This is a genomic window from Xanthomonas sp. NCPPB 4467 (genome assembly GCF_041475665.2).
GTDB classification, from domain to species: domain Bacteria; phylum Pseudomonadota; class Gammaproteobacteria; order Xanthomonadales; family Xanthomonadaceae; genus Xanthomonas; species Xanthomonas dyei.
This window is the reverse complement of sequence record NZ_CM191260.1, coordinates 4,438,526-4,461,165: the sequence shown is the minus strand read 5'-3', so window position 1 is coordinate 4,461,165 and position 22,640 is coordinate 4,438,526. Positions and strand designations below refer to the sequence as shown.

The window sequence follows — 22,640 nt, the reverse complement described above, 5'->3', positions numbered from 1 at the left end:
GCCGATCACTGCCCCTCTACCGCCACCCGCGGCGAGGCCACGGCCGCTTCGGCCGCCTTGGCAAGTGCGGCGGCCGAGGCCACCTGTGCACTGGACGACACGCGCGGTGCGGCGGGGCGTGCCGCGGCGGTGCCGGGCGGTACCGGGGTGGTTCCCGCAGCGTCCTTCCCGGCAGCGGGCGGTGTCGCCGATGCAGCCGCAGTCGGCGCAGCGCCAGCCACGGGTGCGCCTACGCTGGCCGTGCCGGCGGCGGCGCTCAGGTCCGGCACCTGGGTGTCGGCGTCGTGCACCGGCTTGCCCAGTGCCACGCCCTGGCCGGCGCCGGCCAGCGCGGTTTGTTCGGCGTCCTGGGTCATCACCACGATGCTGATGCGGCGGTTGATCGGGTTCTGCGGGTCGGTCTTGTCGAACAGCACCGACGACGACAGGCCAACGACGCGCGTGACCTTGGCGTCGGACATGCCGCCGCCCACCAGCGCACGTCGCGCGGCGTTGGCGCGGTCGGCACTGAGTTCCCAATTGGTGTAGCCGGCTTCGCTGCTGTAGGCAGTGGTGTCGGTGTGGCCGGTGATGCTGATGTGGTTGGGCACCTGATTGATGAAGTTGGCCAGCTCGCGCAGGATGTCCACCGTGTACGGCTTGAGCTGGTCGCGGCCGATGTCGAACATCGGGCGGTTCTGCTTGTCCACGATCTGGATGCGCAGGCCATCGGGCGTGAGGTCCAGCAGCAACTGGTCCTTGAACGGCTCCAGCGCCTGGCTCTTGTCGATGGCTTCCTTCAGGTCCTGCATCAGCGCTTCCAGGCGCTTTTTGTCCTTGGCGCGGCTGTCTTCGCTGGTGTCGGCCGCGTTGTCGCGCTTGCGGCCCATCTCGTCCTTCTGCCCCTTGGCCATGTCGGCGGTGCCGCCGAGCTTGATCATCGAGGTGCTGGCCCCGCCGGGGCCGTTCATGCCGGGCGATGGCGCCGGCGATTTGCCGGACAACGGGCTGGGGTTGCGGAAATATTCGGAGATCGCCGCGCGTTGTTCCTTGGTGGTGGCGGCCATCAGCCACAGCACCAGGAAGAAGGCCATCATCGCGGTCACGAAGTCGGCAAACGCCACTTTCCAGGCGCCGCCATGATGGCCGCCGCCCTGCACCTTCTTGACTCGTCGGATGACGACGGTGGATTTGCCCTCGGCCATGACCGCGGTCCTACTTGATCGTCTTCAGGTGCGTTTCGAAATCGCCGAAGCTCGGACGCACGTTGGACGGCAGGGTCTTGCGCGCAAATTCCAGCGCAATCTTCGGGTTGTAGCCGCGCAGGCAGGCCAGCAGCGCGGTCTTGACCGCTTCGTACATGCGCCCGTCCTGATCGGCGCGCGCTTCCATCGCCGCCGACAGCGGCGCCACGAAGCCATAGGCCAGCAAAATGCCCAGGAAGGTGCCGACCAGCGCGGCGCCGACATGGTGGCCGATCTCTTCGATCGGGCCGCCGATCGACCCCATGGTGATCACGATGCCGAGCACCGCCGCCACGATGCCGAAGCCTGGCAGACCGTCGGAGATCTTGCTCAATGCATGCGATGGCGCCATCGCTTCGTGGTGGTGCTTTTCCAGCTCCAGTTCGAGCAGCGGTTCCAGTTCGTGCGGCTCGATGTTGCTGCCGATCATCAGACGCAGGCAGTCGGTGATGAAGTCCAGCAGGTGATGGTCGGCCACCACCTTGGGGTAGTTGCCGAAGATGGTGCTGTCCTGCGGTTTTTCGACATGGTCTTCCAGCGCCATGAAGCCGTCGCGACGCGCCTTGTTCAGCAGCTCGTAGATCAGGCTCAGGGTGTCCTTGTAGTCGTCGGACTTGTAGCGCGGGCCCTTGAACACGCCCAGCACGTCGGCGATCGTCTCCTTGACGATCTTGGCCGGCGTACTGACCAGGAACGCGCCCAATGCCGCGCCGCCGATGATCATCAGCTCGTACGGTTGCCACAACGCGCCCAGCTTTCCGTGCGACAGCACATAGCCGCCGAGGACGCTGACGATGACGACAATGAAGCCAACGATGATGAGCATGGCGAAGCCGGAAGCAATCTGGGAGTGCTAGTTGTTTCGGCTTGCGCGGCGGATTCTTGAAGCGCACGGCGTGAAGATGTGCGCTGTAACTGAACGCTCAGCCGATTGTCGTGGCGGCCTCATGCACGCATTTCACCGCTTCGCCGCCTGCCAGCGACAGGGTCGCCTCGCCGGCATGCTCCCAGAACTGATTGCCCTGGGCGTCGGCAAACCGCGCTCCGGATGCGGCCTGGGCACTGAGCAGGGTCAGCGTGCGGCCCTCGACGCTCAGCTGCACCGCATCGGTGGCCGGATCGAAGCGGGTGGTGATCGCGCGCGTGCCGCAGCGCCAGGGCACCGCGTCCACGGGACCAGCAAGCGATGCCGGCGCCGGTGGAGCGGCGTGGGCAGGGCGGGGCAACGGACCGGTCACGCTGGCATCGGTGCCGATGGGCGGCGGGCTGGCTGGCCCGCCGGACGCTGCGGCAGGTGACGTGTCTGCCGGGGGTGTGACGGCTGCCGGCGGCTGATCGGCTGCATGACAGCTGGCGAGCGCGGCCGCCAGCAGGCTGGAAAGTGTCAGGGTCGAGAATGGACGCATCTGCGGACTCCTACCTGGGACGTCGAGCCGTCGCCGGGGCAGTGACGGCGGCAACAGGCGCTGGGCGATGGTGCCGACATTGAAACGCCGTGCCGGCAATCGCAACCGAACGCGATTGGGAGAGTACCGGCTAGACGCCGCTACCCGAATCGGCCGCCCGAGCAGTCGTCGCGCTGTGCCTGGCGCCTGCGGGGATGCCGCACTCCGTCAACCGCGATGCCGGGCCGCGCGCGCGCCAGCGGGCCGACCGGCTACCCGTCGCCTGACGGGGATGCGCACCGCTTCAGGGCGCAATCCCGGACCATTCGTGCAGTGGCCGACCGGCTGCCTGGTCAGAACGGAGCTGCCTACCTGCTCCGCCGCTCAGCGACCTCGCCGGACCGCTCGCACTCCATCACGCCGGCTGCGCCTCGGCGCCATCGCGGTGCAGCGGGTTGGGCAGCGCCTGGCCATTTTCGGTAAAGCCCAGCGACACCGAGTTGAGGCAATGGCGCTCGCCGGTCGGCGGCGGGCCGTCCGGGAACACATGGCCCAGGTGGCTATCGCAGCGTGCGCAGACGATTTCGGTGCGGATCATGCCGTAGCTGACATCGCGGATTTCGCGCACATGCGCGGCATCGTAGGGGGCGAAGAAGCTCGGCCAGCCGGTGCCGGATTCGAATTTGGCGCTGGAGCGGAACAGCGGCAACCCGCACAGCCGGCAGGTGTAGACGCCGTCCAGCTTGTTGTCCAGGAAGACCCCGCAGAACGGCGCCTCGGTGCCATGGTGCAGCAGCACGCGCTGTTCCTCGTCGCTGAGCCCGGCGATCAGGGCATCGCGCTGGGCGGGGGAGGGAGGGGTCAGGTCGAACTGGCTCATAGGGCTCTCGCATGCGCGCGCTGGCGACGTACCGGCGTCTGCACAGGTGATATGGGCACGGCGGGGCTGGTTCAACCGTGATGGCTGGCGACGGCCGGCGACCAGCGACCAGCGACCAGCGACCGGTGAACGGTGAACGGTGAACGGGGAACGGGGAACGGGGAGCCGGGAGCGGGGCGCAACGCTGGCCGACCCGTTCACCGGTCGCTGCTGCCCGCAGGCGCTCCCAGGCGAGGGCACACGCTCGCCGAGTCTTGGCGCAGACGTGCGGGGATCGGCCTGGTTGCATCGGTCGTTCGCCGAACTGTCGTGGCGGCAATGCGCACCTGCGGAGCGCTTGCGGGGCAGGGGAGCATTGCCGACAAGGGATGGAACAGTGGGCACCAGGGTCCGCCAACGGTGGTTCCCATGCCTGGTCAGGATCCGCTGCCGCAGACACGTCTATTTCGCGCCCGGGTAGGTCCGTTTCCCGGCACCCGGATGGTTCGTCGAGCACTGACGTTCATGTGCCGGCCGGGCACATCCATTGCCACGCAACGGTGGCGCCCCCACTCCGTGAGTGTCCTTACTCACTGCGGTGGCTGACATGGCGATCCATCCTTCCACGCGCGCCCTGATGGCCTGCGCCCTGCTCGGCATTGCCGGCGCTGCCTGCGCGCAGTCCGCCACCAGCACGCGCTCGTCGAACACGCTGCAGCCCATCGCGACGCCGGCCCCCGCCCAGCCCAAGGTGGCGCCGCCGCGCGCGCTGCAGCCATCCAATGCGTTGAGCCCGGTGCCATCGCAGCTCAGCCAGCGACCGGCCGCTCCCAGCATCCCGACGCGTGGCCCGGCCGCAACGCCGGTTGCGCCAGCGGGCAGCCAGGTGCCGACCGCCACGCCGATGGTCTACGACCGCAACGGCCGTCTGTTGCAAGGTATGCAGCCAGCCGGCCCCAACCGGGTGCTGGATACCAAGACCGGGCGCTACTACGACGCCGTTCCTGCCGGCGACGGCATGCGCGTGGTGCGCTGACAGCGGCAGTAGTGCCTGCCGACTGTCAGCCAGTGGCAACGCCGGCATGCAGGGGCAACGTGGTCAGCGCCGCAGGGTGAATGTGCTTACCCCATCAACGGCCATCCAGCAGGAAGATGCTCAGCCGACACGCTCCCTGCACATCTGCCGCCAAACACCAAGCACCAAGCCGAGCCGAGCCGGCCGCCGCTCTACCCGCATTGCCAACGGCCCTCGCGAGCCGCACTTTCGAATCCCCAATCCCCAATCCCCAATCTCAGCCCTCAATCGGCAACGCCAGCGTCTCCTTCACCTCTTCCATCACGATGTAGCTCTTGGATTCGCGCACATGCGGCAAGGTGAGCAGGGTGCTGCCCAGCAACTTGCGATAGGACGCCATTTCGCTGATGCGGGCCTTGAGCAGGTAATCGAAATCGCCTGACACCAGATGGCACTCCAGCACGTTGGGCAGCTTCAACGCGGCGCGGCGGAACTCTTCGAAGATGTCGCCGGATTTGTAGGCCAGGCTGATTTCCACGAACACCAACAGGCTGGCCTTGAGATAGTGCGGGTCCAGCCGCGCGTAATAGCCGGTGATGGCGCCATCGCGCTCCAGCCGGCGTACGCGCTCGGTGCACGGCGTGGTCGACAGACCGACGCGTTCGCCCAGTTCGGTGAACGAAATCCGCCCTTCCTGCTGCAGGATGCGCAGGATCTTGCGGTCGATCTTGTCCAGCTCGCGGGCGCGGGTGGTCATGGGGTTTGTCTCCACAAGCTTTGACAGGAAGTTCCACTGCAAAGGCCAGCCGATTCCAGAAATGGCACTGCCTGGCTCGCAATATACTGCGTCTAACTATCTCCCTCAGCGCGTGGTTGTGGGGGAATACCCTTTCAGGAGAGCGACATGCGGGTGCTCATTCTCGGTAGCGGCGTCATCGGCACCACCAGTGCGTGGTATCTGGTCCAGGCGGGTTGCGAGGTCACCGTGGTCGACCGCCAGCCGGCGTCGGCGCTGGAAACCAGCTATGCCAACGCCGGCCAGCTCTCGTTCGGCTACACCTCGCCGTGGGCCGCTCCGGGGGTGCCGGGCAAGGCGGTGAAGTGGCTGTTCGAGCAGCATGCCCCGTTGTCGATCCGCCCCACCCGCGACCTGCGCCAGCTGGCGTGGCTGAGTCAGATGCTGCGCAATTGCACCGCCGAGCGCTACGCGGTGAACAAGGCGCGCATGGTGCGCATGTCCGACTACAGCCGCGACTGCCTGAACGCGCTGCGGGCCAGCACCGGGATCGAATTCGAAGGCCGCCAGCTCGGCACCACCCAGTTGTTCCGCACCCAGCAGCAACTGGACGCCGCCGCGCAGGACATCGAGATCCTGGCCCAATACGGGGTGCCGTACGAGCTGCTGAGCCCGGCGCAGATCGCGCAGTTCGAGCCCGGCCTGGCCGGGGGCGGCGCGCAGATGGCCGGCGCGCTGCGCCTGCCCGAAGACCAGACCGGCGACTGCCGCCTGTTCACCCAGCGCCTGGCCGAGCTGGCTGCGCAGGCGGGGGTGCAGTTCCGCTATGGGCAGCAGATCGAGCGCCTGGAACACAGCGGCGGCCGCGTCACCGGCGTGCAGATCGATGGCCGCATGGAAACCGCCGACCGCTACGTGCTGGCGCTGGGCAGTTATTCGGCCGACCTGCTGCTCTCGCTCGGCCTGCATCTGCCGGTCTACCCGCTCAAGGGCTATTCGCTGACGATTCCGATCGTCGATGCCGCGCGCGCGCCGACCTCCACGGTGCTGGACGAAAGCTACAAGATCGCGCTGACCCGCTTCGACGACCGTATCCGCGTCGGCGGCATGGCCGAGGTGGCGGGCTTCGACCTGTCGTTGAACCCGCGCCGGCGTGCCACCCTGGAAATGGTGGTCAACGACCTGTATCCCGGCGGCGGCGATCTGGCCCGGGCCGAGTTCTGGACCGGCCTGCGCCCGGCCACGCCGGACGGCACGCCGGTGGTGGGCGCCACGCCGTACGCCAACCTGTTTCTCAATACCGGGCACGGCACGCTGGGCTGGACCATGGCCTGCGGCTCCGGCCGTTACCTGGCCGACCTGATGCAAGGCCGCACGCCCGAGATCGATACCGAGGGCCTGGACGTGTTCCGTTACCTGTCCACGCGCAGCCAGCGCCCGCAGCGGGAGGCCGCGTAGTGCGTCCTGCGCAAGCGTCGATCAATCTGGAGGCATTGCGTCACAACTACCGCCTGGCCAAGCAGCTGGGCGGCGGCAAGGCGCTGGCGGTAGTCAAGGCCGATGCCTACGGGCACGGCGCGGTGCGCTGCGCGCAGGCGCTGGAGCCGGAGGCCGACGGCTTTGCGGTGGCGTGCATCGAAGAAGCGTTGGAACTGCGCCAGGCCGGCATCCGCGCGCCGATCCTGCTGCTGGAAGGTTTTTTCGAGCAGGACGAGCTGCGCCTGATCGCCGAGCACGACTTGTGGACGGTGGTGGCCACGCCGCAACAGGTACGCGCGCTGGCCGACTTCCAAAGCCCGCGCCCGTTGCGTATCTGGCTGAAGCTGGATAGCGGCATGCACCGGCTGGGGCTGTCGCCGGAGGATTTTCGCGCTGCCTGGTTGCGTCTGCGCGGGCTGCCGCAGATCGCCTCGCTGGTGTTGATGACGCATCTGGCGCGCGCCGACGAGCTGGACTGCAGCCGCACCGACGAACAGGCAGTGGCGTTCGCGCTGACCGCTGGCGGCATGCGTGCGGAAACCAGCATTCGCAATTCGCCTGGCCTGCTGGGCTGGCCGGCGCTGCGCAACGATTGGTCGCGCCCGGGCCTGATGCTGTACGGCGCAAATCCGTTCCCGCAGGACACCGAGATCACCACGCAGTTGCGCCCGGTGATGACGCTGCGCTCGCGCATCATCAGCGTGCGCGACCTGCCGGCCGGCGAGCCGGTGGGCTATGGCGCGCGCTTCGTGGCCGAGCGGCCGACGCGGGTGGGCGTGGTGGCGATGGGTTATGCCGACGGGTACCCGCAGTTCGCGCCCAACGGCACCCCGGTGCTGGTCGAGGGCCAGGTCTGCCCGCTGATCGGCCGCGTGTCGATGGACATGCTCACCGTGGACCTCACCGATCACCCGCAGGCCGACATCGGTGCCAGCGTCCAGCTCTGGGGCGATGCGCCACGCGTCAGCCCGCTGGCGACGCAGTGCAACGTCAGCGCGTATCAGTTGCTATGCGGACTCAAACGCGTGCCCCGGGTGTATGTGGGCGAGGCTGCAGCAGTTTGAACGACACCAGTGCTTCGCCCCCTCACCCCAACCCCTGTCCCGAGAGGAGATGAGAGGAGAGGAGATGAGGGGGGCTTCAAGCAGCAGCTCGACCGCTTGCCCTTCTCCCGCCGGGCGGGAGAAGGTGGCGCGCAGCGCCGGATGAGGGGACGGCCGAAGCCTCGCGCAGGCTGGGCAATACGAGTGCTTCGCTCTCCCGCGGGGAGAGTGACCTGAGCGGAAGCTCGACTGCTTGTCCTTCTCCCGCCGGGCGGGAGAAAGTGGCGCGCAGCGCCGGATGAGGGGACGGGCGAAGCCTCGCGCAGGCTGGGCGATACGAGCGCTTTGCTCATCCCCTCACCCCAACCCCTCTGCCGAACTGAGAGGTGCTTGAAGCGGCAGCTTACAACCCAGCCGTCGTGCGATCGCCGCGGAACTGCTTGCGTACCCAGTCGTCGATCATCGCTTTCTCGAAGCGCAGCGGGTCGCTGTCTGTCAGCCGCGGGCCACTCATCAGGAAGGCCGAGTCCACCAGCTTGCGTTCGCCCTGGTCGATCACCCGGCCGTCGGCGCCGGTCAGCGTGTAGCTAAAGCTCAGGCGCGGTGGGTAGATGTCCTTGACCACGCGCACGTCCTGCATCCGCGGCCCGTGCCAAGGCTCGTACTGGCCGGCACGGCGGATGTCGGTGATGGTCACGCTCAGGTGCTGGCCGTCTGGGAGCTTGCGGGCGGCACTCTGCTGGAAATGCGTCGCCAGCTGCGTCACCCAGTCGCCGCGCTGCGCTTCCCAGCGGTTGCCGCTGAAGCGGACTTCGGAAAATTCGGCCGGGTCGGTCCAACGCACGTCCACCTTGCCATCGCTGCTCAGCGCACGTGGTGCCTGCGGGTCGGTGACGTTGCGCACGCGGGCCTGCACACCGGTCGCCGCGAGCAGACCTGCCAGCAACAGGCCGGCGCCGGAAACACTGGAAAGTTTCATGGAAAGCCTCCAAGCGAAAGGGACGTTGCGTCCCCGCTGTCACAGCAGTGTGGGGCTGCACCTGGCCGCCCGCAACGCACGCTGCGCCGGCGTCGCACGCGCGTTGCCGCCCGGTTAATCCGCGCTGTCGCGGCCATGACGGCGAGTTCACTGCGCCTGCGCCCGCGCTTCACGGCGCAGCCCGGAAGATCGGCCGCATGGACACCCACTCTTTCCGCACAAAGTCAGCTTCATCGGCGCCGGCGCACATGCCGACGGACGTGCGCCTGCAGTTCATCGACTGGGCAAAACAGCACGGCCACAACCCCGCCACCGGGGCCGCCGCCTTCGTCGCCCTGCAAAGCGAGGTGGACCTGGACCTGGCCACACGTGGGTTGCGCATCGAGCCCGGCACCGACCCACGCGATGCGTTGCGCGAGCACCTGGCCGGGTTGGCACGCCAGGTCGATGTGGCCGTGCAGTTTCCACCGGTGTACGCCTACACCGCGGCAACGGGGGTGGAGTATCGCTACTCGCTGATGCTGGTGATCGCCGAGGACTGCGTCGAATGGACCGGGCGAGTCTGGCAGGACCTGGATTACCAGGGAATGTTGACCGGCCGTGGACAGGGGCCGCGTGCCAACTACACCCAGCTGGCGCGCATGGCGCTGGAAAACGAGCTAGATCAGGAGCGTCCGCGTTATGTCCAGGCATGAACTCGAACTGGAATTGCCGCTCGGTACGCAGGTGGTAACCGGCGAAGACGGCTTCAGCGAGCGCTGCCGTGGCGAGTGCGCAGAACTGGGGCTGTCGCGGGTGAGGCTGCTGTTGCTGGATGCCGACTACGCACGCTCCACCGCCTGGCGCGAAGAGGCGCAGCGCTGGATGGACGAGCAGCTGCGCCGTGAGGGCGAGTGGGTATTTCGCGGGGTGATTGCCGGCATCGTGGTGCTGGCGACCTGCATCGCCCTGGCCGCCGCCACGCTCTGGTAAGCGGAGCGGCATCACGCGAGCGACCAGCGGCGCAACGCAGGCGTGAATTACGTCGACCCCCTGTGCACCCGCTGACGACATCGGGCGTGGTTTCATCCGTCCGTCATCCGCTCCGGCAGCATCCGTGGTTTCCGATTTGAGCACCTCCAGTTCCAGCCCCGATCTGGCCGCCGCCTTGCCGGCCGTCATCGCCGAGCCGTTTCTCGATCCGGCGATGTATCACGAGATCTTCCACAACATCGATGCCGGTTTCTGCGTCATCGACATGGTGTTCGAGGGCGAGCAGGCGGTCGATTACGTGATCCGCACGACCAATGGCGCGTTCGAGCGCTATACCGGTCTGTCCGACGCGCTCAATGTGTCCATCCGCGGCATGCTCCCCGAGCATGAGCAGGAATGGTTCGACCGTTACGGCCAGGTCGCCCGCACCGGCAACCGTATCCATTTCGAAATGCAGGCCAAGGCGCTGCGGCGCTGGTATTCGGTGGACGCGTTCCGGGTCGGTCAGCCGGAACAGGCGCGGGTCGCGGTGCTGTTCATGGACATTACCGAGCGCAAACGCGTGGAGCGCGAGCTGGCCGAAAGCGAGGCGCGTTTTTCCGCGCTGGCCGACGGCCTGCCGATGCCGGTATGGGTACTGGACGCCCAGGGCGTGGTGCGCTTCGTCAACAGCGCCTACGGCGAATTCTTCGGCCTGGATATTTCCAGCGGCACCGTATCGGCGTGGAGCGAATTGCTGCACCCGGACGATCTGTCGATCTTCCAGTTCGAGCTGTCGGCTGCGCTGGAAGAACAACGCGGCCTGCGTGCGCTGGTGCGTGCGCGCCGCCACGACGGGCAGTGGCGCTGGATCGAAATGACCGCCACACCGCGCTATTCGGCCGATGGACGCTTCATCGGCCTGGCCGGCAGCAGCCCGGACGTGACCGAACAACGCGAAATCGAGTTGGCGCGCGAGCAATTGCTGGAGTCGGAGCGCAGTGCGCGCAACGAAGCCGAAAGCATGGCGCGGCTGAAGGACGAGTTCCTGGCCACGCTGTCGCATGAGTTGCGCACCCCGTTGACCACCATTCTGGGCTGGAGCGAGTTGCTGCTGCAGCGCGTGGAAGAAGGGCACCCCAATTACAAAGGCCTGTCGGTGATCGCCAGCAGCGCACGCGCGCAGAAGCGGCTGATCTCGGACATGCTCGATCTGAGCAGCATGTTGCTGGGCAAGGTGCAGCTGGAAGTCGAAGCGCTGGACCTGGCCGAGCAGGTGCGCGAGGCGCTGGGCACGCAGGAACTGGCCGCCGAGGGCAAGGACCAGGTGTTGGAATTGCACCTGCCGCCGACCCCGTGTCTGGTGCTCGGCGATGCCACCCGCCTGCAGCAGGTGCTGTGGAATCTGCTCTCCAACGCCATCAAGTTCACCCCGGCGCACGGCCGCATCGACGTCACCATCGAACGCGACGATGGGCATCTGCTGGTGTCGGTGCGCGACTCCGGCGACGGCATCGCGGCCGAGTTTCTGCCGCATCTGTTCGGCCGCTTCCGTCAGGCCGATGGCACCACCACCCGCCAGCACGGCGGCCTGGGGCTGGGTCTGGCAATCGTGCAGCAGCTGGTGGAAATGCACGGTGGGCAGGTCGGCGCCACCAGCGGCGGGCGCGGCAAGGGCGCCACCTTTACGGTGCGTCTGCCCGAGCATATTCCCGATCAGGCCAAGCGCCCGCGCCGCGAGTTGCGTCGGCGCCTGATGTCCGAACAGATCGTCGAAGCGCGTGCGCTCAACGGTCTGCGCCTGTTGGCGGTCGAAGACCAACCGGACATGCTCGACTACCTGCGCCGCCTGCTCGAAGAACAGGGCGCCGAAGTGGTCACTGCCGGCAGCGCCACCGATGCGCTGGCCTTGATCGATCACCGCGGTCACGCGCGTTTCGACGTGATGCTGACCGACATCGGCATGCCCGGCATGGACGGTTACGGATTGATCCGTACCGTGCGCGACAACCTGGGCCTGGATGGGCACGCGCTGCCGGCGGTGGCGGTGACGGCACTGGCCCGCGACGACGATCGCAAGCGCGCGCTGGACTCGGGGTTTCAGGAACATCTGGCCAAGCCGTACAGCGTGGCGCAGCTGGTCACCGCAGTCCGGGCAGCGCGCGAATCCGTGGAGTGATGCCGGCGCGGCGGCAATGTCGCGCAGGTGACGGTGGCGCGGTGAGCAGGGGGCGATCGCAAGGCGGTTGGGTTCGATAACGGTCCGCGCGAGCTGGCCGCCGATGCCAGCGCAGCGTGCGCATTCTGTAGACGGAGATGCAGCGATACGCCGCGTTTGCTGCATCGTTCACGCACGCTGGCCTAGCGTGATGCGCTCCGCTCATGGAGATACCGCGATGCCCAAATACGCCCCGCACGTCTATTCCGAACACGTGCAGATCGCCACGCTCGAGCATTGGGTGTCCCTGCTCGGCGGACAGGAACGTGTGCGCATCGAACTCGACGATGGCAGCACGCTCAGCGGCACCGTCGCGGTGCGCCCCACCATCCAGACCTATCTCGACGACCACGACAACGAAGGCGTCAACGGGCAGCTGCGTCTGGATCAGCTGGATGCCACGCAGGAGCCGCACTGGATCTGGATGGATCGCATCGTGGCCGTGCACCCGCTACTGCTGGGGGCCGATCCACACGCCATGCCGTGACGCGGGCGTGTTGACGATGTATTTACTTCTCCCTGGACAGTTGTCGGCATGATGGCCGACTGTCGCAACTGTTCAGGATTGGCTCGCAATGCATGCATCCCTGCCCACGCTCATTCGCTGGTCGCTGTCGTTGCTGGCGGTCGCCGTTCTTGCCGGCTGCGGCGACACCGCCACGCTGGCCATCGAACAGGGGACCGGGCCTGACCCGCAATTGCCCGAGCCGGTCAAACGCCTGATCCCCACCGTAAAGGTGGCCCCGGTCAAGCGCTGGGCCGCCAACGCCAAACCCATGGCGGCCGACGATTTGCAGGTCAACGCCTTTGCGCGCGATCTGGATCACCCGCGCTGGGTGTACGTGCTGCCCAACGGCGATGTGCTGGTGGCCGAAACCGCCGAACCACCTAAACCGGAAAATGCCGAAAGCGGCGGTGGTTTGCGCAAGAAGGTGCAGGGCGCGGTGATGCAGAAAGCCGGCGCCGTGGTGCCCAGCGCCAACCGCATCACCTTGCTGCGCGACGCCGATGGCGACGGTGTGGCGGAGGTGCGCACGCAGTTCATCAGCGGCCTGTTTTCGCCGTTCGGCATGGCGCTGGTCGGCGACCGCTTCTATGTGGCCAATGCCGATGCGCTGGTGAGCTTTCCGTACAAGCCGGGCGACACGCACATCAGCGCCAAGCCCACGTTCGTGGCCAATCTGCCCGGCGGTATCAACCACCACTGGACCAAATCGCTGCTCGCCAGTGCCGATGGCAGCAAGCTGTACGTGGGCGTCGGGTCCAACAGCAATGTGGCCGAAAACGGCATGGAGGCCGAGCTCAACCGCGCGGCGATCCTGGAGATCGATCCGGCTACCGGCAGCAGCCGCGTGTTCGCCAGCGGTCTGCGCAACCCGGTGGGCACCGCGTGGGAGCCGCAGAGCAAATCGCTGTGGGTGGTGGTCAATGAGCGCGACGAAATCGGCAGCGATCTGGTGCCGGACTATCTCACCTCGGTGCGCGATGGCGGCTTTTACGGCTGGCCGTACAGTTACTACGGCCAGCATGTGGATGAGCGGGTGACACCGCAGAACCCCGAACTGGTGGCCAAGGCGATCAAGCCGGATTACGCGCTCGGCCCGCATACGGCCTCGCTGGGCCTGGCCTTTGCCAGCGGCAGTTTGCTGCCGGAGCGGTTCCGCCAGGGCGCCTTCATCGGTCAGCACGGCTCGTGGAATCGCGACCCGCCCAGCGGCTACAAGGTGCTGTTCGTCCCGTTTGTCGATGGCAAGCCCAGCGGAACGCCGATCACCGTCCTGGATGGGTTTCTGGACGCCGAAGGCAATGCCCAGGGTCGCCCGGTGGGCGTTGCACCCGACAACAGCGGTGCCTTGTTGGTGGCCGATGACGTGGGCAATGTGATCTGGCGCGTGACGCCGAAGGCGCGATAAGCGGGGGCGTTCGCGGGCTTTCTCCCTTCTCCCCCCGGGAGAAGGTGCCCGAAGGGCGGATGAGGGTACGTGCGAAGCTTCATGGACGTGCAGTGCAGTGTGGCTTCGCCCCGTACCCTCACCCCAACCCCTCTCCCGAGGGGAGAGGGGCTTTGTCCCTTCTCCCCTCGGGAAAAGGTGCCCGAAGGGCGGATGAGGGTAGGTGCGCAACCTCGTAGACGTGCTGCGTGCTGGGCTTGGCCCCGCACTCTCATGACAACCCCTTTCCTGCGGGGGGGAGAGGGGCTTTGGTTTATCGCCGATCTCCTGCGGAGGCGCCCAAGCTGAGGACGTGCCGATTCGATCTTTGCAGCCGTGTTTGGCGACCAGAAGACAGTGGTGGTCGCAACAATGGCGTCCAGAAAAACCGGGCATTTGCCCGGTTCTTGATGGATATGCGGCGGGGGCACCATCGCCATGCAACGTAGATGCCGTGGCATGCAACGTGGACACCACATCGTCAATAGAAGCAGGACAGCTGACGCGTCCATGCCTGCCGCGCCAAGCTCTTATGCGCGCATCGACGAGCAGCCGCTAGCCAGATTTCCGAGCGGCCGCTAGCCAGATTTCAACGAGATGCTGCTAGTCGAACCGTTAATTGATACTGCACGTGCCGCAGGCAGTTCACTCATCTGCACAAAGCACCATGCTCAGCGTGGTGCCTCTGGCGATGCACTGAAACGACGTGCGTAGCCGCGTTCCTCGGTGATGCGGCTGATGTCGTCGTCGGCCATTTCCGGGGCGCCATAGACCGCGTAGGCCACGCTGCCGTCGTCGCGCTCACCGACCTGATGCAGGCGGTAACGGGGGCGACCGGCGCCGGTGTTTTCGGGGTAGTGCATCGGTGGCGGCGTGTCGTCCAGGTCCATTTCGCTGTTGTCGACAACTCCACCTACGAACAGGGCTCGCATCGCGTATCTCCGGTGTGGGCTTGAAGTCCAGACTAGGCCGGCAGATGTTGCGTATGCATCAACGCTCCGTATAAACCGTGCAAGGCGAGCCGTTCGCAGATCACGCAATGGTTGACCCGCGTCAGCGCGCAGCGATTTGCCACGCGGCAGGCCGGACCGCGCGCCGAGGACGGGCACCAGGCAGCGCTCCCTTACAATGGCGGTCTGTTCACGACCCGATGATCCGATGGCTGGCCCGCACGATGCACCGCTTCAAGCCCTGTTCCTGCCCTTCGCCCAAGGCGCGCTGCCGTGGCCGACCGGCCCTGTGCTGTTCCTGCGTGCGCGCGATGGTTTCCCGCTGCGCGAGCATGCATCCGCCGATGCGCTGACCTGCGAGCAGAGTTTCCGCCCGTTCGCGCAGGCATTGGAAGGCAGCGGCTGGCGCGTGCGCGAAGAGGGCGAGATCGAGGCCGACAGCACGCGTTATGCGCTGGTGCTGGTGCTGCCGCCGCGGCAGCGCGAAGAAGCGCGCGCGCTGTTCGCACGTGCGCTGGCACTGACCGCGCCCGGCGGCCGGGTGGTGGCGTGCCAGTCCAATAACGAGGGCGCGCGCTCGGGCGAGGCCGATCTGCGCCAGCTCGCCGGTCTGGCCGGCAGCCTGACCAAGCACCACTGCCGCACCTATTGGACCGCGCCGCTACCGGCCAACACCGATGCCGCGCTGCAGGCGCGCTGGGCGGCGCTGGATGCGCCGCGCAAGATTTTGGATGGGCGCTTCGTGAGCCGACCGGGCGTGTTTGCCTGGGATCGCATCGATCCTGCGTCGGCGTTGCTGGTCGAGCACCTGCCGGCCACCCTGGCCGGCCACGGTGCCGACCTGGGTGCGGGGTTCGGGTATCTCTCGGCCGAAGTACTGGCCCGCTGCGCCAAAGTCACCGCGCTGGATCTATACGAAGCCGAAGCGCGCGCACTCGCGCTGGCGCGGCGCAATCTGCAGGACATCGCGCATCCGGCGCAGTTGCAGTACCTCTGGCAGGACGTCACCGCCGGGCTGGCGGCGCAGTACGACTTCATCGTCAGCAACCCGCCATTCCACACGCCCTCGCGCGCCGATCGCCCGGACATCGGCCAGCGTTTCATCGCCGTGGCCGCGCAGGCATTACGCCCGGGCGGGCAGCTGCTGCTGGTGGCCAACCGGCATCTGCCTTACGAGCAGGTGCTTAACGAAAGCTTCGGCCAGGTACGCGTCGCCGCCGAGCGCGACGGCTTCAAGTTGATCGCTGCCGTGCGCGGCAAGGCGGCGCGCGCATGAAGCTGGTCAAACACATCGCCAATCTCGGCTATGGCAGCCGCAAGCAGGTGACTCAGCTGTTTCGCCAGGGCGCCGTGACCGATGCGCAGGGCGAGGTGCTGTATGCCGATGACCAGGTGGAGCACGACGCCATCCGTATCGATGGCGAGCCGCTGGACCCGCCGCCGGGTTTCAGCCTGTTGCTGCACAAGCCCAGCGGCTACACCTGTTCGACCAAGGACACCGGCCGGTTGATCTACGAGTTGCTGCCACCGCGGTTTCGTTCGCGTGCGCCGGTGTTGGCGCCGGTGGGGCGGCTGGATCGGGAGACCAGCGGCATGCTGTTGATGACCGACGATGGCGCGTTACTGCACCGGATCATTTCGCCCAAATCGGCGTTGGACAAAGTCTACGAGGTCAGCCTGGCCGAAGACCTGCGCGGCGACGAAGCGGCGCTGTTTGCCAGCGGCGAGCTGCTGCTGGAAGGCGAAACCAAGCCATTGCTTCCCGCCGAGCTTGAGGTGCTTGGCGCGCGCCAGGCACGGCTGACCTTGCACGAGGGCCGCTATCACCAGGTGCGTCGCATGTTCGCCGCCGCCGGCAATCACGTGGCGGCATTGCATCGCAGCCGCATCGGCGGCTTGTCGCTGGACGCGCTGCCATCGGGGCAATGGCGTGCCTTGGAGGCACGCGATCTGGAGGTGTTGTTCGGGCGCGGAGCGACTGCATGACGGCGGCCACGCCGCTGCCGTTTCGCCCGCAGGCGGTGATCTTCGATATGGATGGTTTGATGCTCGACAGCGAGCGCGCCATCACCGCCTGCCTGGCGCAGGCGGCCGATGCGCAGGGGCTGACAATCGAGCCGACGTTCTGGTTGCAGATGGTCGGTACCGGCGATGTGGCCTGCCGCCGTCTGCTTGGCGAACGCGTCGGCGACGCCGCTGCCGAACGTATGCTGGCGCGCGCGCAACTGCTCTATGACGCCGTCGCAGAGCGCGGTATTCCGCACCGGCCCGGCATCATTGCGTTGCTGGAGTATCTGGTGGCGATCGGCATGCCGCGTGCGGTGGCGACCTCCACCCAGCGCCCGCTTGCGTTGCGCAAGCTTAAAGCGGCCGATCTGCTGTGGCGCTTCGATGCGGTGTGCACCGCCAGCGATGTGCAGCATCCCAAGCCGGCGCCGGATATCTACCTGCTGGCAGCGCAGTCGCTGGGCGTGGAGCCTGCACACTGCCTGGTGCTGGAAGACTCGCCGACCGGCGTGCGCGCCGCATTGGCAGCAGGCATGACCCCGATCCAGATCCCGGACCTGCTCGAACCCGATGCGGACGTGCGCGCGTTGGGCCATCGCATCATGCCCTCGCTGGGCGATGCGCAGCGCCTGCTGGAAGCGCAACTGTCGGGTTGATCAGCGGGTGTGGGTGAGCCTCCGAAAAACCCTCTGGAAAAGCGTCTGGAACGCAGCGCCCAAATGACAGGCGCAGCAACACGTGCTGGCGATCAGTCCACCACGCGCGGGCGCTGCGTGCGCAACCATCAAAGCCCCTCTCCCGGCGGGGCGAGAAGGCACGGTTTGCGCGGCACTGGTGCGCGTGCCTTGGAGCGCCCGCGTCGCAAACGCGAGCTGTGGCGCGGAGCGGGGGTTGGGGTGAGGGTGCGAGCAAACCGACCCACACCACACCACGCATGGACAACGCCCAAAGCGCAGCAGCAGCGGATGCACGACGCGCGCCGATCTCCAAGCTTCCGCCTCGCCCATCCCAACGTCGATGTCGTGCATGACGAACACCACAGACCGGCAAGCACGCGCGTACCTGCGTCGCAGCAGCGTGCTGTAAACCGCATCACCCAAGCCGTACCGGCAGCACGCCCTCACACGTACTGCATCTTGCGCGACATGCCGCCGTCGACGATGAAGTCCTGCCCGGTGACGAACCCGGATAGCTGCGGCGACAGCAGGTACACCGCCAGCTGCGCGATGTCTTCCGGCGTGCCCACACGCCCGGCCGGGTGCTGCGCATGGTCGCGTCGCGACAGCTTGGGCGCACGACGACGTTGCGGCGCACGCCAGGCATCGGTGCTGATCCACCCCGGACTGATGCTGTTGACGCGCACCTGCGGGCCTTCGCTCATTGCCAATGCGTGGGTCAACGCGACCAGGCCACCTTTGGCTGCCGCATAGGCTTCGCTATGCGGCTCCGACTGCCAGGCGCGGGTGGAGGCGATGTTGACGATCGCACCACCGCCATCTGCCTGCTTCAGTGCAGGCAAGGCGTGTTTGCTGCATAAGAACGCGCCATGCAGGCTTGCCAGACGCCGGTTCCAGTCATCCCACTCCAGCTGCGGCAACGGCGCGACATGCGGGTCCGCTACGCCAGCGTTGTTGACCAGGCCATCGAGTCTGCCGAAGCGCTTGCGCGCCGTGGCGATCAAGCGTGCGGCCTGCGTCTCGCGCGCCGCATCGCAACGCACGAACGCACTGCGTTGCGGCAACGCCCATTCCTGCAGACAGGCCTTTCCGGCAGCGGCGTCCAGATCGCCGATCACCACGCTGCCGCCGGCACCGAGCACGGCCTGCGCAATGCCGCGTCCAATGCCTTGCGCGCCACCGGTGATCACCACCACGCGGTCCTGCAGCGGCAACGGGTTCCATGCGGAAACAGCGGGAATCAGGGCCATGGCGTGCGCACTTGATGGAAGGGTGCAGCACTGTAGCGCGCGCCATGTCAGCGCTGCAGCAACGCCAGGTACGCCCACGACAATCACGCAAACCTGCTGTTTACCGGTACTTCAAGGGATTACCTGCCGTCGCACGGTGCCGACAATCTGCCGTTGCTGCACGCAATGGCGCACCAGCAGCCGACACGTTCAGTGCTCGGCGCCATTCAATACGCGGTCCCAGCCCGCATGGCCCAGCCGTTCCAGCGTCTGGATATTGCGCTCGACGATCACGTCCGGATCCGGGAACGCCGCCACCGCACGCTCCACGCTGTCCTCGCGCAGCAGGTGCAGGGTCGGGAACGGCGAGCGGTTGGTGAAGTTGGCCACATCGTCCGGCGCAGCACCTGCGAATTGATAATCGGGGTGGAAGCTGGCCACCTGCAGGATGCCTTGCAGGTCCAGCGCGTCCACCGCTGCGTCGGCGTTGTCGAGGAAGTCGTTGTACTCCAGGAAGTCGGTGAGCACGTCCGGATGCACGATCAACGTGGTGTCGATCTGCTCGGCCGGCGTGTCGCGCAGCAGCACCAGTTCTTCGGCCAGTTGTTCCAGCAGCGCCTCGGGCGTGCTGGCATCGCTGAGCACCAGACGCACCTGGTCCTTGACGTACACCGCCTTGGCGAACGGGCACAGGTTCAGCCCGATCACTGCGCGCTCGATCCAGGTGCGGGTCGCGGTCAACGGATCGGGCGTGGCAGGCGTGGTGGTCATCGTGGCGGCGGCGTGATGGCGCGTCAGTGTATGCGATCGCTGCTATCGCGGCGGTGCGGGCCGATTCATCGGCGATGATGCAGCAGACCCAACCGATGCTGCCCGGCGCCATGCTGCCGCGGCCAGGCAATCAGCGCGTGTCGCTGTCGTCGCTGCGCAGCGCCTTGCCCACCTGCGCACCGACATGCGCACGCAGGAATTCCACCGACACCTGTGCGATGTGCTCGGCCAGCGGCGTCTTGTGCGGCGACCCGATGGCATGCGCGCCGCTGTCGAAGGCGATCGCCTGCTTGAGCGGGGCAGGCGTGCCCAGTGCTTCGAACATGGACAGCATCGCCGGCACCGAGGCAATCTGATCTTCGTCGCCATTGGGTGCGCGGTAATAGCCCAGCAGCACCGGGCAGCGCACCTGTGGCCACGGCGGGGTGGCGGCGAATTCTCTGAACACGCCGCGCAAGGTGCGAAAGCCGTCCGGGTGGATGGTGTCCGACCAATACGCCAGTTCCTCAGCGCTGCGCGGGTACGGGTCGGCGATCGGCGCATCGGCGTCGCAGAGCCGATCGAGCAAGCCCGCATTGACCGGCTGGATGCCGGGCGACCATGCCACCACCGCCGCAACCTGCTCGGGATGCTGCGCCGCCAGCCAGAGCGCCAAGCTGCCGCCCATCGATGAGCCGACAATCGCCACGCGCTCGCCCATGCGCCGCGCCTGCGCCAGCGCCTCCAGCGCAGAGCGCTGCAGCGCCGTCGTCGTCAGCCCCTGCATCGCATCGGGTGCGCTGCCTCCGTGGCGGGGCCAGCGGTGCACGTAGCCGTTGGCACCTAGCGCATCGGCCATCTGTTCGGGCAGCGCGCCGGCCTCGCCCGGGCTTGCAGAAAATCCATGCAGGAACAGCAGCGCCACAGCGGTGCGTGTCTGGGCCGCGCCGCGCCAATGCATGCGCGCCGCATTGCCGGGCTTCAACTCAGTGCTGTCGTTGGTGTGCATGGTGGGCCAGCAGTGCGAGCAGTTCGTGGGCGTTGATCGGCTTGGATAAATAACCGGCCACGCCGGCGGCTGCCGCTTCGCGTATCGAATCGATGCGCGTGTCGGCGGTCAATACGATGATCGGCGGTAGTGCGGCAATCGCATCGCGGGCCTGGCCCAATGCATCCCAGCCGGAGGTGCCGGGCATGTGCAGATCGAGAAATACCAGATCCGGCGCGGCCTGGGCGATGCGCTGCACCGCATCGGTGCCATCGACATGAAAACTCACCCGATGCCCGGCGCGCGTCAGCAGATTGCCGATCACCAGGCGATTGGTGTCCATGTCCTCGAAGACCAGGCAATGCAGCGGCGGCACCGTCTGCGCGTGGTGCGCCAGCGCATCGCGCAGGCCGAGCGTGCGGCTGCTGTCGGCCGCGGCTACAGGCAGCTCGAAGATCCAGCGGAAGATGCTGCCACCGGCGGGGTTGTCGCTCACCGTCAGGCTGCCGCCCATCGCATCGGATACCGACAAGGCGATATACAACCCGAGGCCGACTCCGCCCTCGGCACGGCCGAATCCGGTGCTGAGCTGGGTGAACGGGGTAAAGATGTAGGCCTTCTTGTCGTCGGGCACACCGATGCCGGTGTCGGTGATCGTCGCGGCGATCGACCAGCGCTGCTGCAGCTGCGTGGCTTCGATCAGCAACTCGACCGCACCACCGGCCGGGGTGAACTTGATCGCATTGATGACCAGGTTGCTGATGACCTGCTCGATGCGGCCCTCGTCGCCCAGCACATGGGGCGTGTCCGGTGCCTCCAGGCGCACGCTCAGCGACACGCCCTTGGTGGATGCGGCGGTCGCGCAGACCGCTTTGACGGTGGTCAGCACGTCCAGCATGCTCAGTGGCTTGCTCTGCAGCTGCAGCCGCCCACCGTCGATGCTGGCCACGTCCAGCACTTCATTGACGCGATGGCGCAGCGCGGTCGCATTGACCGTCACCGCCTGCATCAGGTCGCGCTGTTCGGCTGGCATGCCGTCGGTATCGATCAGCTGCGCGCAATTGATGACCGCATTCAACGGCGTGCGCAGCTCATGGTTCATGGTGCTGATGAAGCGGCTTTGCGCATCGCGCGAGGCCAGCGCCTGCAGCGCCACTTCCTGCATCGCAAGCACGATGCGCGCCACCAGCAGCGGCAATACCATGCTGAGCGCCACCGCATACACAAAGTACGCCGGCCGCGACAGCCAGTAGCCGCTGGGTGCGGTCAACAGCATCAGCACGAAGGTGCTGAGCAGCACCGGGAAGGTGGCGCGTTGCCCATAGCGCGCCACCGCAGCGATGGTGATGAACGGCAGAAACGCGTTCAACGACATCAACAGGATGAAGGCCAGCGTGGTCTGTATGCCGATGAACAGCAGACTCATCGCAAAGCCCATCGCATCCAGCCACTCACCCGGCGGGATGATCCGGCGCCGCACCAGCACCATCCACGTGACCGAGATCACCCACACGGTCACTGCGGTGGGGAAGACGTTATGCGCATCCTTGACCAGCACCGGCTGCGGGCCGTACAGCCAGCCCAGGCACCACAAGGTCACCATGGTCTGCACGATCACGCGGCCGACGCAGGCGCGGTATTCCAGAAACGACTCGAACAGCCGCACCAGTCTGTCGTTGCGCAGCTGCCGGGCTGCCAGAATCAGGCCGGGCGCTGCGCGATCGGAAGTGCTACGCATGAGGCTCCGCGTCGTCGGTGGGAAGAGTGCGCCGGTAGCGCTTGACCAGTAGACCTGCGGCAGTGGCCACGGCGGTGAAGCGGTGCGCAAGCATGTCGCTCAACGCGTCGCGTTCCACATCGCCACGCAGCTGGTCGCAGGCCTTGAGCAACGGCTGGGAGCCGGTCAACGAGATGGTGTTCTTCAACGAGTGGATCTGTTCCAGCGCCTGCGCCTGGCTGGTGTTGGCATCGCCCAGCGTGCAGCGCGCAATGGCGTGTTCGATCTCCACCGCGAAGGCGTCGGCAAAGGCCGCTGCAGCCACTGGGTCGAGGGCGGCCATGGTGTGCAGCGTCGATCCGCGTTCGATCTGCGGTTGCGCATGAATCTTGACCGCGTGCATGCCGCCTGCAGCAGGCGCGTTGGCCTGCCCGGTGCGCAGGCGATGCAACAGGCGGGTGAGCAGGGAGCGCATCGCGCCGCTAGACCTGCGGCCTGCGGCA

23 protein-coding genes are annotated in these 22,640 nt (G+C 66.8%); 11 read left to right on the top strand and 12 right to left on the bottom strand.

Annotated elements, in window-relative coordinates; translation table 11 throughout:
- Positions 1–5 precede the first annotated feature (5 nt).
- The 4 genes from motB to msrB all read right to left on the bottom strand — a co-directional run bounded on the left by motB (position 6) and on the right by msrB (position 3,488).
- Positions 6–1,184: a flagellar motor protein MotB gene (gene motB, locus ACCQ06_RS19395; RefSeq protein WP_104615034.1), complete on the bottom strand. Its 1,179-nt coding sequence runs from the start codon at positions 1,182–1,184 to the stop codon at positions 6–8.
- Positions 1,185–1,194: 10 nt separating this feature from the next.
- Positions 1,195–2,049, bottom strand: coding sequence for a flagellar motor stator protein MotA (gene motA, locus ACCQ06_RS19390; RefSeq protein ID WP_228323607.1), 855 nt, complete (start codon positions 2,047–2,049; stop codon positions 1,195–1,197).
- A gap of 97 nt (positions 2,050–2,146) precedes the next feature.
- Entirely contained in the window at positions 2,147–2,629 is a 483-nt protein-coding gene (locus tag ACCQ06_RS19385) for an MliC family protein (RefSeq protein ID WP_316688774.1), read from the bottom strand.
- A gap of 394 nt (positions 2,630–3,023) precedes the next feature.
- Positions 3,024–3,488, bottom strand: a complete 465-nt coding sequence (msrB, locus tag ACCQ06_RS19380; protein ID WP_104615037.1) for a peptide-methionine (R)-S-oxide reductase MsrB — start codon at positions 3,486–3,488, stop codon at positions 3,024–3,026.
- A gap of 586 nt (positions 3,489–4,074) precedes the next feature.
- Between msrB and ACCQ06_RS19375 the strand changes: the two genes are divergently transcribed.
- Entirely contained in the window at positions 4,075–4,503 is a 429-nt protein-coding gene (locus ACCQ06_RS19375; RefSeq protein WP_228323646.1) for a hypothetical protein, read from the top strand.
- A 256-nt stretch (positions 4,504–4,759) separates the two neighbouring features.
- Here ACCQ06_RS19375 and ACCQ06_RS19370 read toward each other — a convergent pair whose 3' ends face one another.
- Positions 4,760–5,239, bottom strand: a complete 480-nt coding sequence (locus ACCQ06_RS19370) for an Lrp/AsnC ligand binding domain-containing protein (protein ID WP_104544170.1) — start codon at positions 5,237–5,239, stop codon at positions 4,760–4,762.
- Between the two features lie 147 nt (positions 5,240–5,386).
- Between ACCQ06_RS19370 and ACCQ06_RS19365 the strand changes: the two genes are divergently transcribed.
- Positions 5,387–6,676 (top strand): D-amino acid dehydrogenase, encoded by a 1,290-nt coding sequence (locus tag ACCQ06_RS19365; RefSeq protein ID WP_316688773.1) that lies wholly within the window; start codon positions 5,387–5,389, stop codon positions 6,674–6,676.
- The gene (alr, locus tag ACCQ06_RS19360) at positions 6,676–7,761 is read left to right on the top strand and encodes an alanine racemase (RefSeq protein WP_316688771.1); all 1,086 of its coding nucleotides are present in this window, start codon (positions 6,676–6,678) and stop codon (positions 7,759–7,761) included. The genes ACCQ06_RS19365 and alr overlap by 1 nt, the downstream gene beginning before the upstream one ends.
- Positions 7,762–8,143: 382 nt before the next feature.
- On the opposite strand, the gene ACCQ06_RS19355 is transcribed toward alr, so the two are convergent.
- Positions 8,144–8,719, bottom strand: coding sequence for a DUF3016 domain-containing protein (locus ACCQ06_RS19355; RefSeq protein WP_228323603.1), 576 nt, complete (start codon positions 8,717–8,719; stop codon positions 8,144–8,146).
- Positions 8,720–8,967: 248 nt separating this feature from the next.
- Between ACCQ06_RS19355 and ACCQ06_RS19350 the strand changes: the two genes are divergently transcribed.
- The 5 genes from ACCQ06_RS19350 (at position 8,968) to ACCQ06_RS19330 (ending at position 13,801) form a co-directional block, all read left to right on the top strand.
- Entirely contained in the window at positions 8,968–9,414 is a 447-nt protein-coding gene (locus ACCQ06_RS19350) for a hypothetical protein (protein WP_228323602.1), read from the top strand.
- Positions 9,401–9,691: a hypothetical protein gene (locus tag ACCQ06_RS19345; RefSeq protein WP_104615043.1), complete on the top strand. Its 291-nt coding sequence runs from the start codon at positions 9,401–9,403 to the stop codon at positions 9,689–9,691. The genes ACCQ06_RS19350 and ACCQ06_RS19345 overlap by 14 nt, the downstream gene beginning before the upstream one ends.
- A 124-nt stretch (positions 9,692–9,815) precedes the next feature.
- Positions 9,816–11,849, top strand: coding sequence for a hybrid sensor histidine kinase/response regulator (locus ACCQ06_RS19340; protein WP_104615044.1), 2,034 nt, complete (start codon positions 9,816–9,818; stop codon positions 11,847–11,849).
- Positions 11,850–12,066: 217 nt separating this feature from the next.
- Positions 12,067–12,375, top strand: a complete 309-nt coding sequence (locus tag ACCQ06_RS19335) for a DUF3247 family protein (RefSeq protein WP_104615045.1) — start codon at positions 12,067–12,069, stop codon at positions 12,373–12,375.
- Positions 12,376–12,463: 88 nt separating this feature from the next.
- A complete protein-coding gene (locus tag ACCQ06_RS19330; RefSeq protein ID WP_316688766.1) occupies positions 12,464–13,801 on the top strand; it encodes a PQQ-dependent sugar dehydrogenase in 1,338 nt (445 codons plus the stop codon).
- Between the two features lie 689 nt (positions 13,802–14,490).
- On the opposite strand, the gene ACCQ06_RS19325 is transcribed toward ACCQ06_RS19330, so the two are convergent.
- Entirely contained in the window at positions 14,491–14,751 is a 261-nt protein-coding gene (locus ACCQ06_RS19325) for a hypothetical protein (RefSeq protein WP_082862103.1), read from the bottom strand.
- A 226-nt stretch (positions 14,752–14,977) separates the two neighbouring features.
- Here ACCQ06_RS19325 and ACCQ06_RS19320 point away from each other — a divergent pair, with 226 nt between their 5' ends.
- The 3 genes from ACCQ06_RS19320 to ACCQ06_RS19310 are packed head-to-tail and all read left to right on the top strand — an operon-like array spanning position 14,978 to position 17,432.
- Positions 14,978–16,045, top strand: coding sequence for a class I SAM-dependent methyltransferase (locus ACCQ06_RS19320; RefSeq protein WP_316688763.1), 1,068 nt, complete (start codon positions 14,978–14,980; stop codon positions 16,043–16,045).
- A complete protein-coding gene (locus ACCQ06_RS19315) occupies positions 16,042–16,755 on the top strand; it encodes a pseudouridine synthase (RefSeq protein ID WP_228323599.1) in 714 nt (237 codons plus the stop codon). The genes ACCQ06_RS19320 and ACCQ06_RS19315 overlap by 4 nt, the downstream gene beginning before the upstream one ends.
- Positions 16,752–17,432: an HAD family hydrolase gene (locus tag ACCQ06_RS19310; protein WP_228323598.1), complete on the top strand. Its 681-nt coding sequence runs from the start codon at positions 16,752–16,754 to the stop codon at positions 17,430–17,432. The genes ACCQ06_RS19315 and ACCQ06_RS19310 overlap by 4 nt, the downstream gene beginning before the upstream one ends.
- A 464-nt stretch (positions 17,433–17,896) precedes the next feature.
- Here ACCQ06_RS19310 and ACCQ06_RS19305 read toward each other — a convergent pair whose 3' ends face one another.
- The 5 genes from ACCQ06_RS19305 to ACCQ06_RS19285 form a co-directional block, all read right to left on the bottom strand.
- Positions 17,897–18,703 carry an SDR family oxidoreductase gene (locus ACCQ06_RS19305; protein WP_316688759.1) on the bottom strand — a complete coding sequence of 269 codons (807 nt, stop codon included), beginning with the start codon at positions 18,701–18,703 and terminating at the stop codon, positions 17,897–17,899.
- 189 nt (positions 18,704–18,892) lie between these two features.
- Positions 18,893–19,453 carry a DUF1415 domain-containing protein gene (locus ACCQ06_RS19300; RefSeq protein ID WP_104615113.1) on the bottom strand — a complete coding sequence of 187 codons (561 nt, stop codon included), beginning with the start codon at positions 19,451–19,453 and terminating at the stop codon, positions 18,893–18,895.
- A 130-nt stretch (positions 19,454–19,583) separates the two neighbouring features.
- Complete coding sequence (locus tag ACCQ06_RS19295; protein ID WP_316688758.1) at positions 19,584–20,441, bottom strand: alpha/beta hydrolase; 858 nt, start codon at positions 20,439–20,441, stop codon at positions 19,584–19,586.
- Complete coding sequence (locus ACCQ06_RS19290) at positions 20,419–22,158, bottom strand: ATP-binding response regulator (RefSeq protein ID WP_228323594.1); 1,740 nt, start codon at positions 22,156–22,158, stop codon at positions 20,419–20,421. The genes ACCQ06_RS19295 and ACCQ06_RS19290 overlap by 23 nt, the downstream gene beginning before the upstream one ends.
- Positions 22,151–22,612, bottom strand: coding sequence for a hypothetical protein (locus ACCQ06_RS19285; protein WP_228323593.1), 462 nt, complete (start codon positions 22,610–22,612; stop codon positions 22,151–22,153). The genes ACCQ06_RS19290 and ACCQ06_RS19285 overlap by 8 nt, the downstream gene beginning before the upstream one ends.
- Positions 22,613–22,640: the final 28 nt, after the last annotated feature.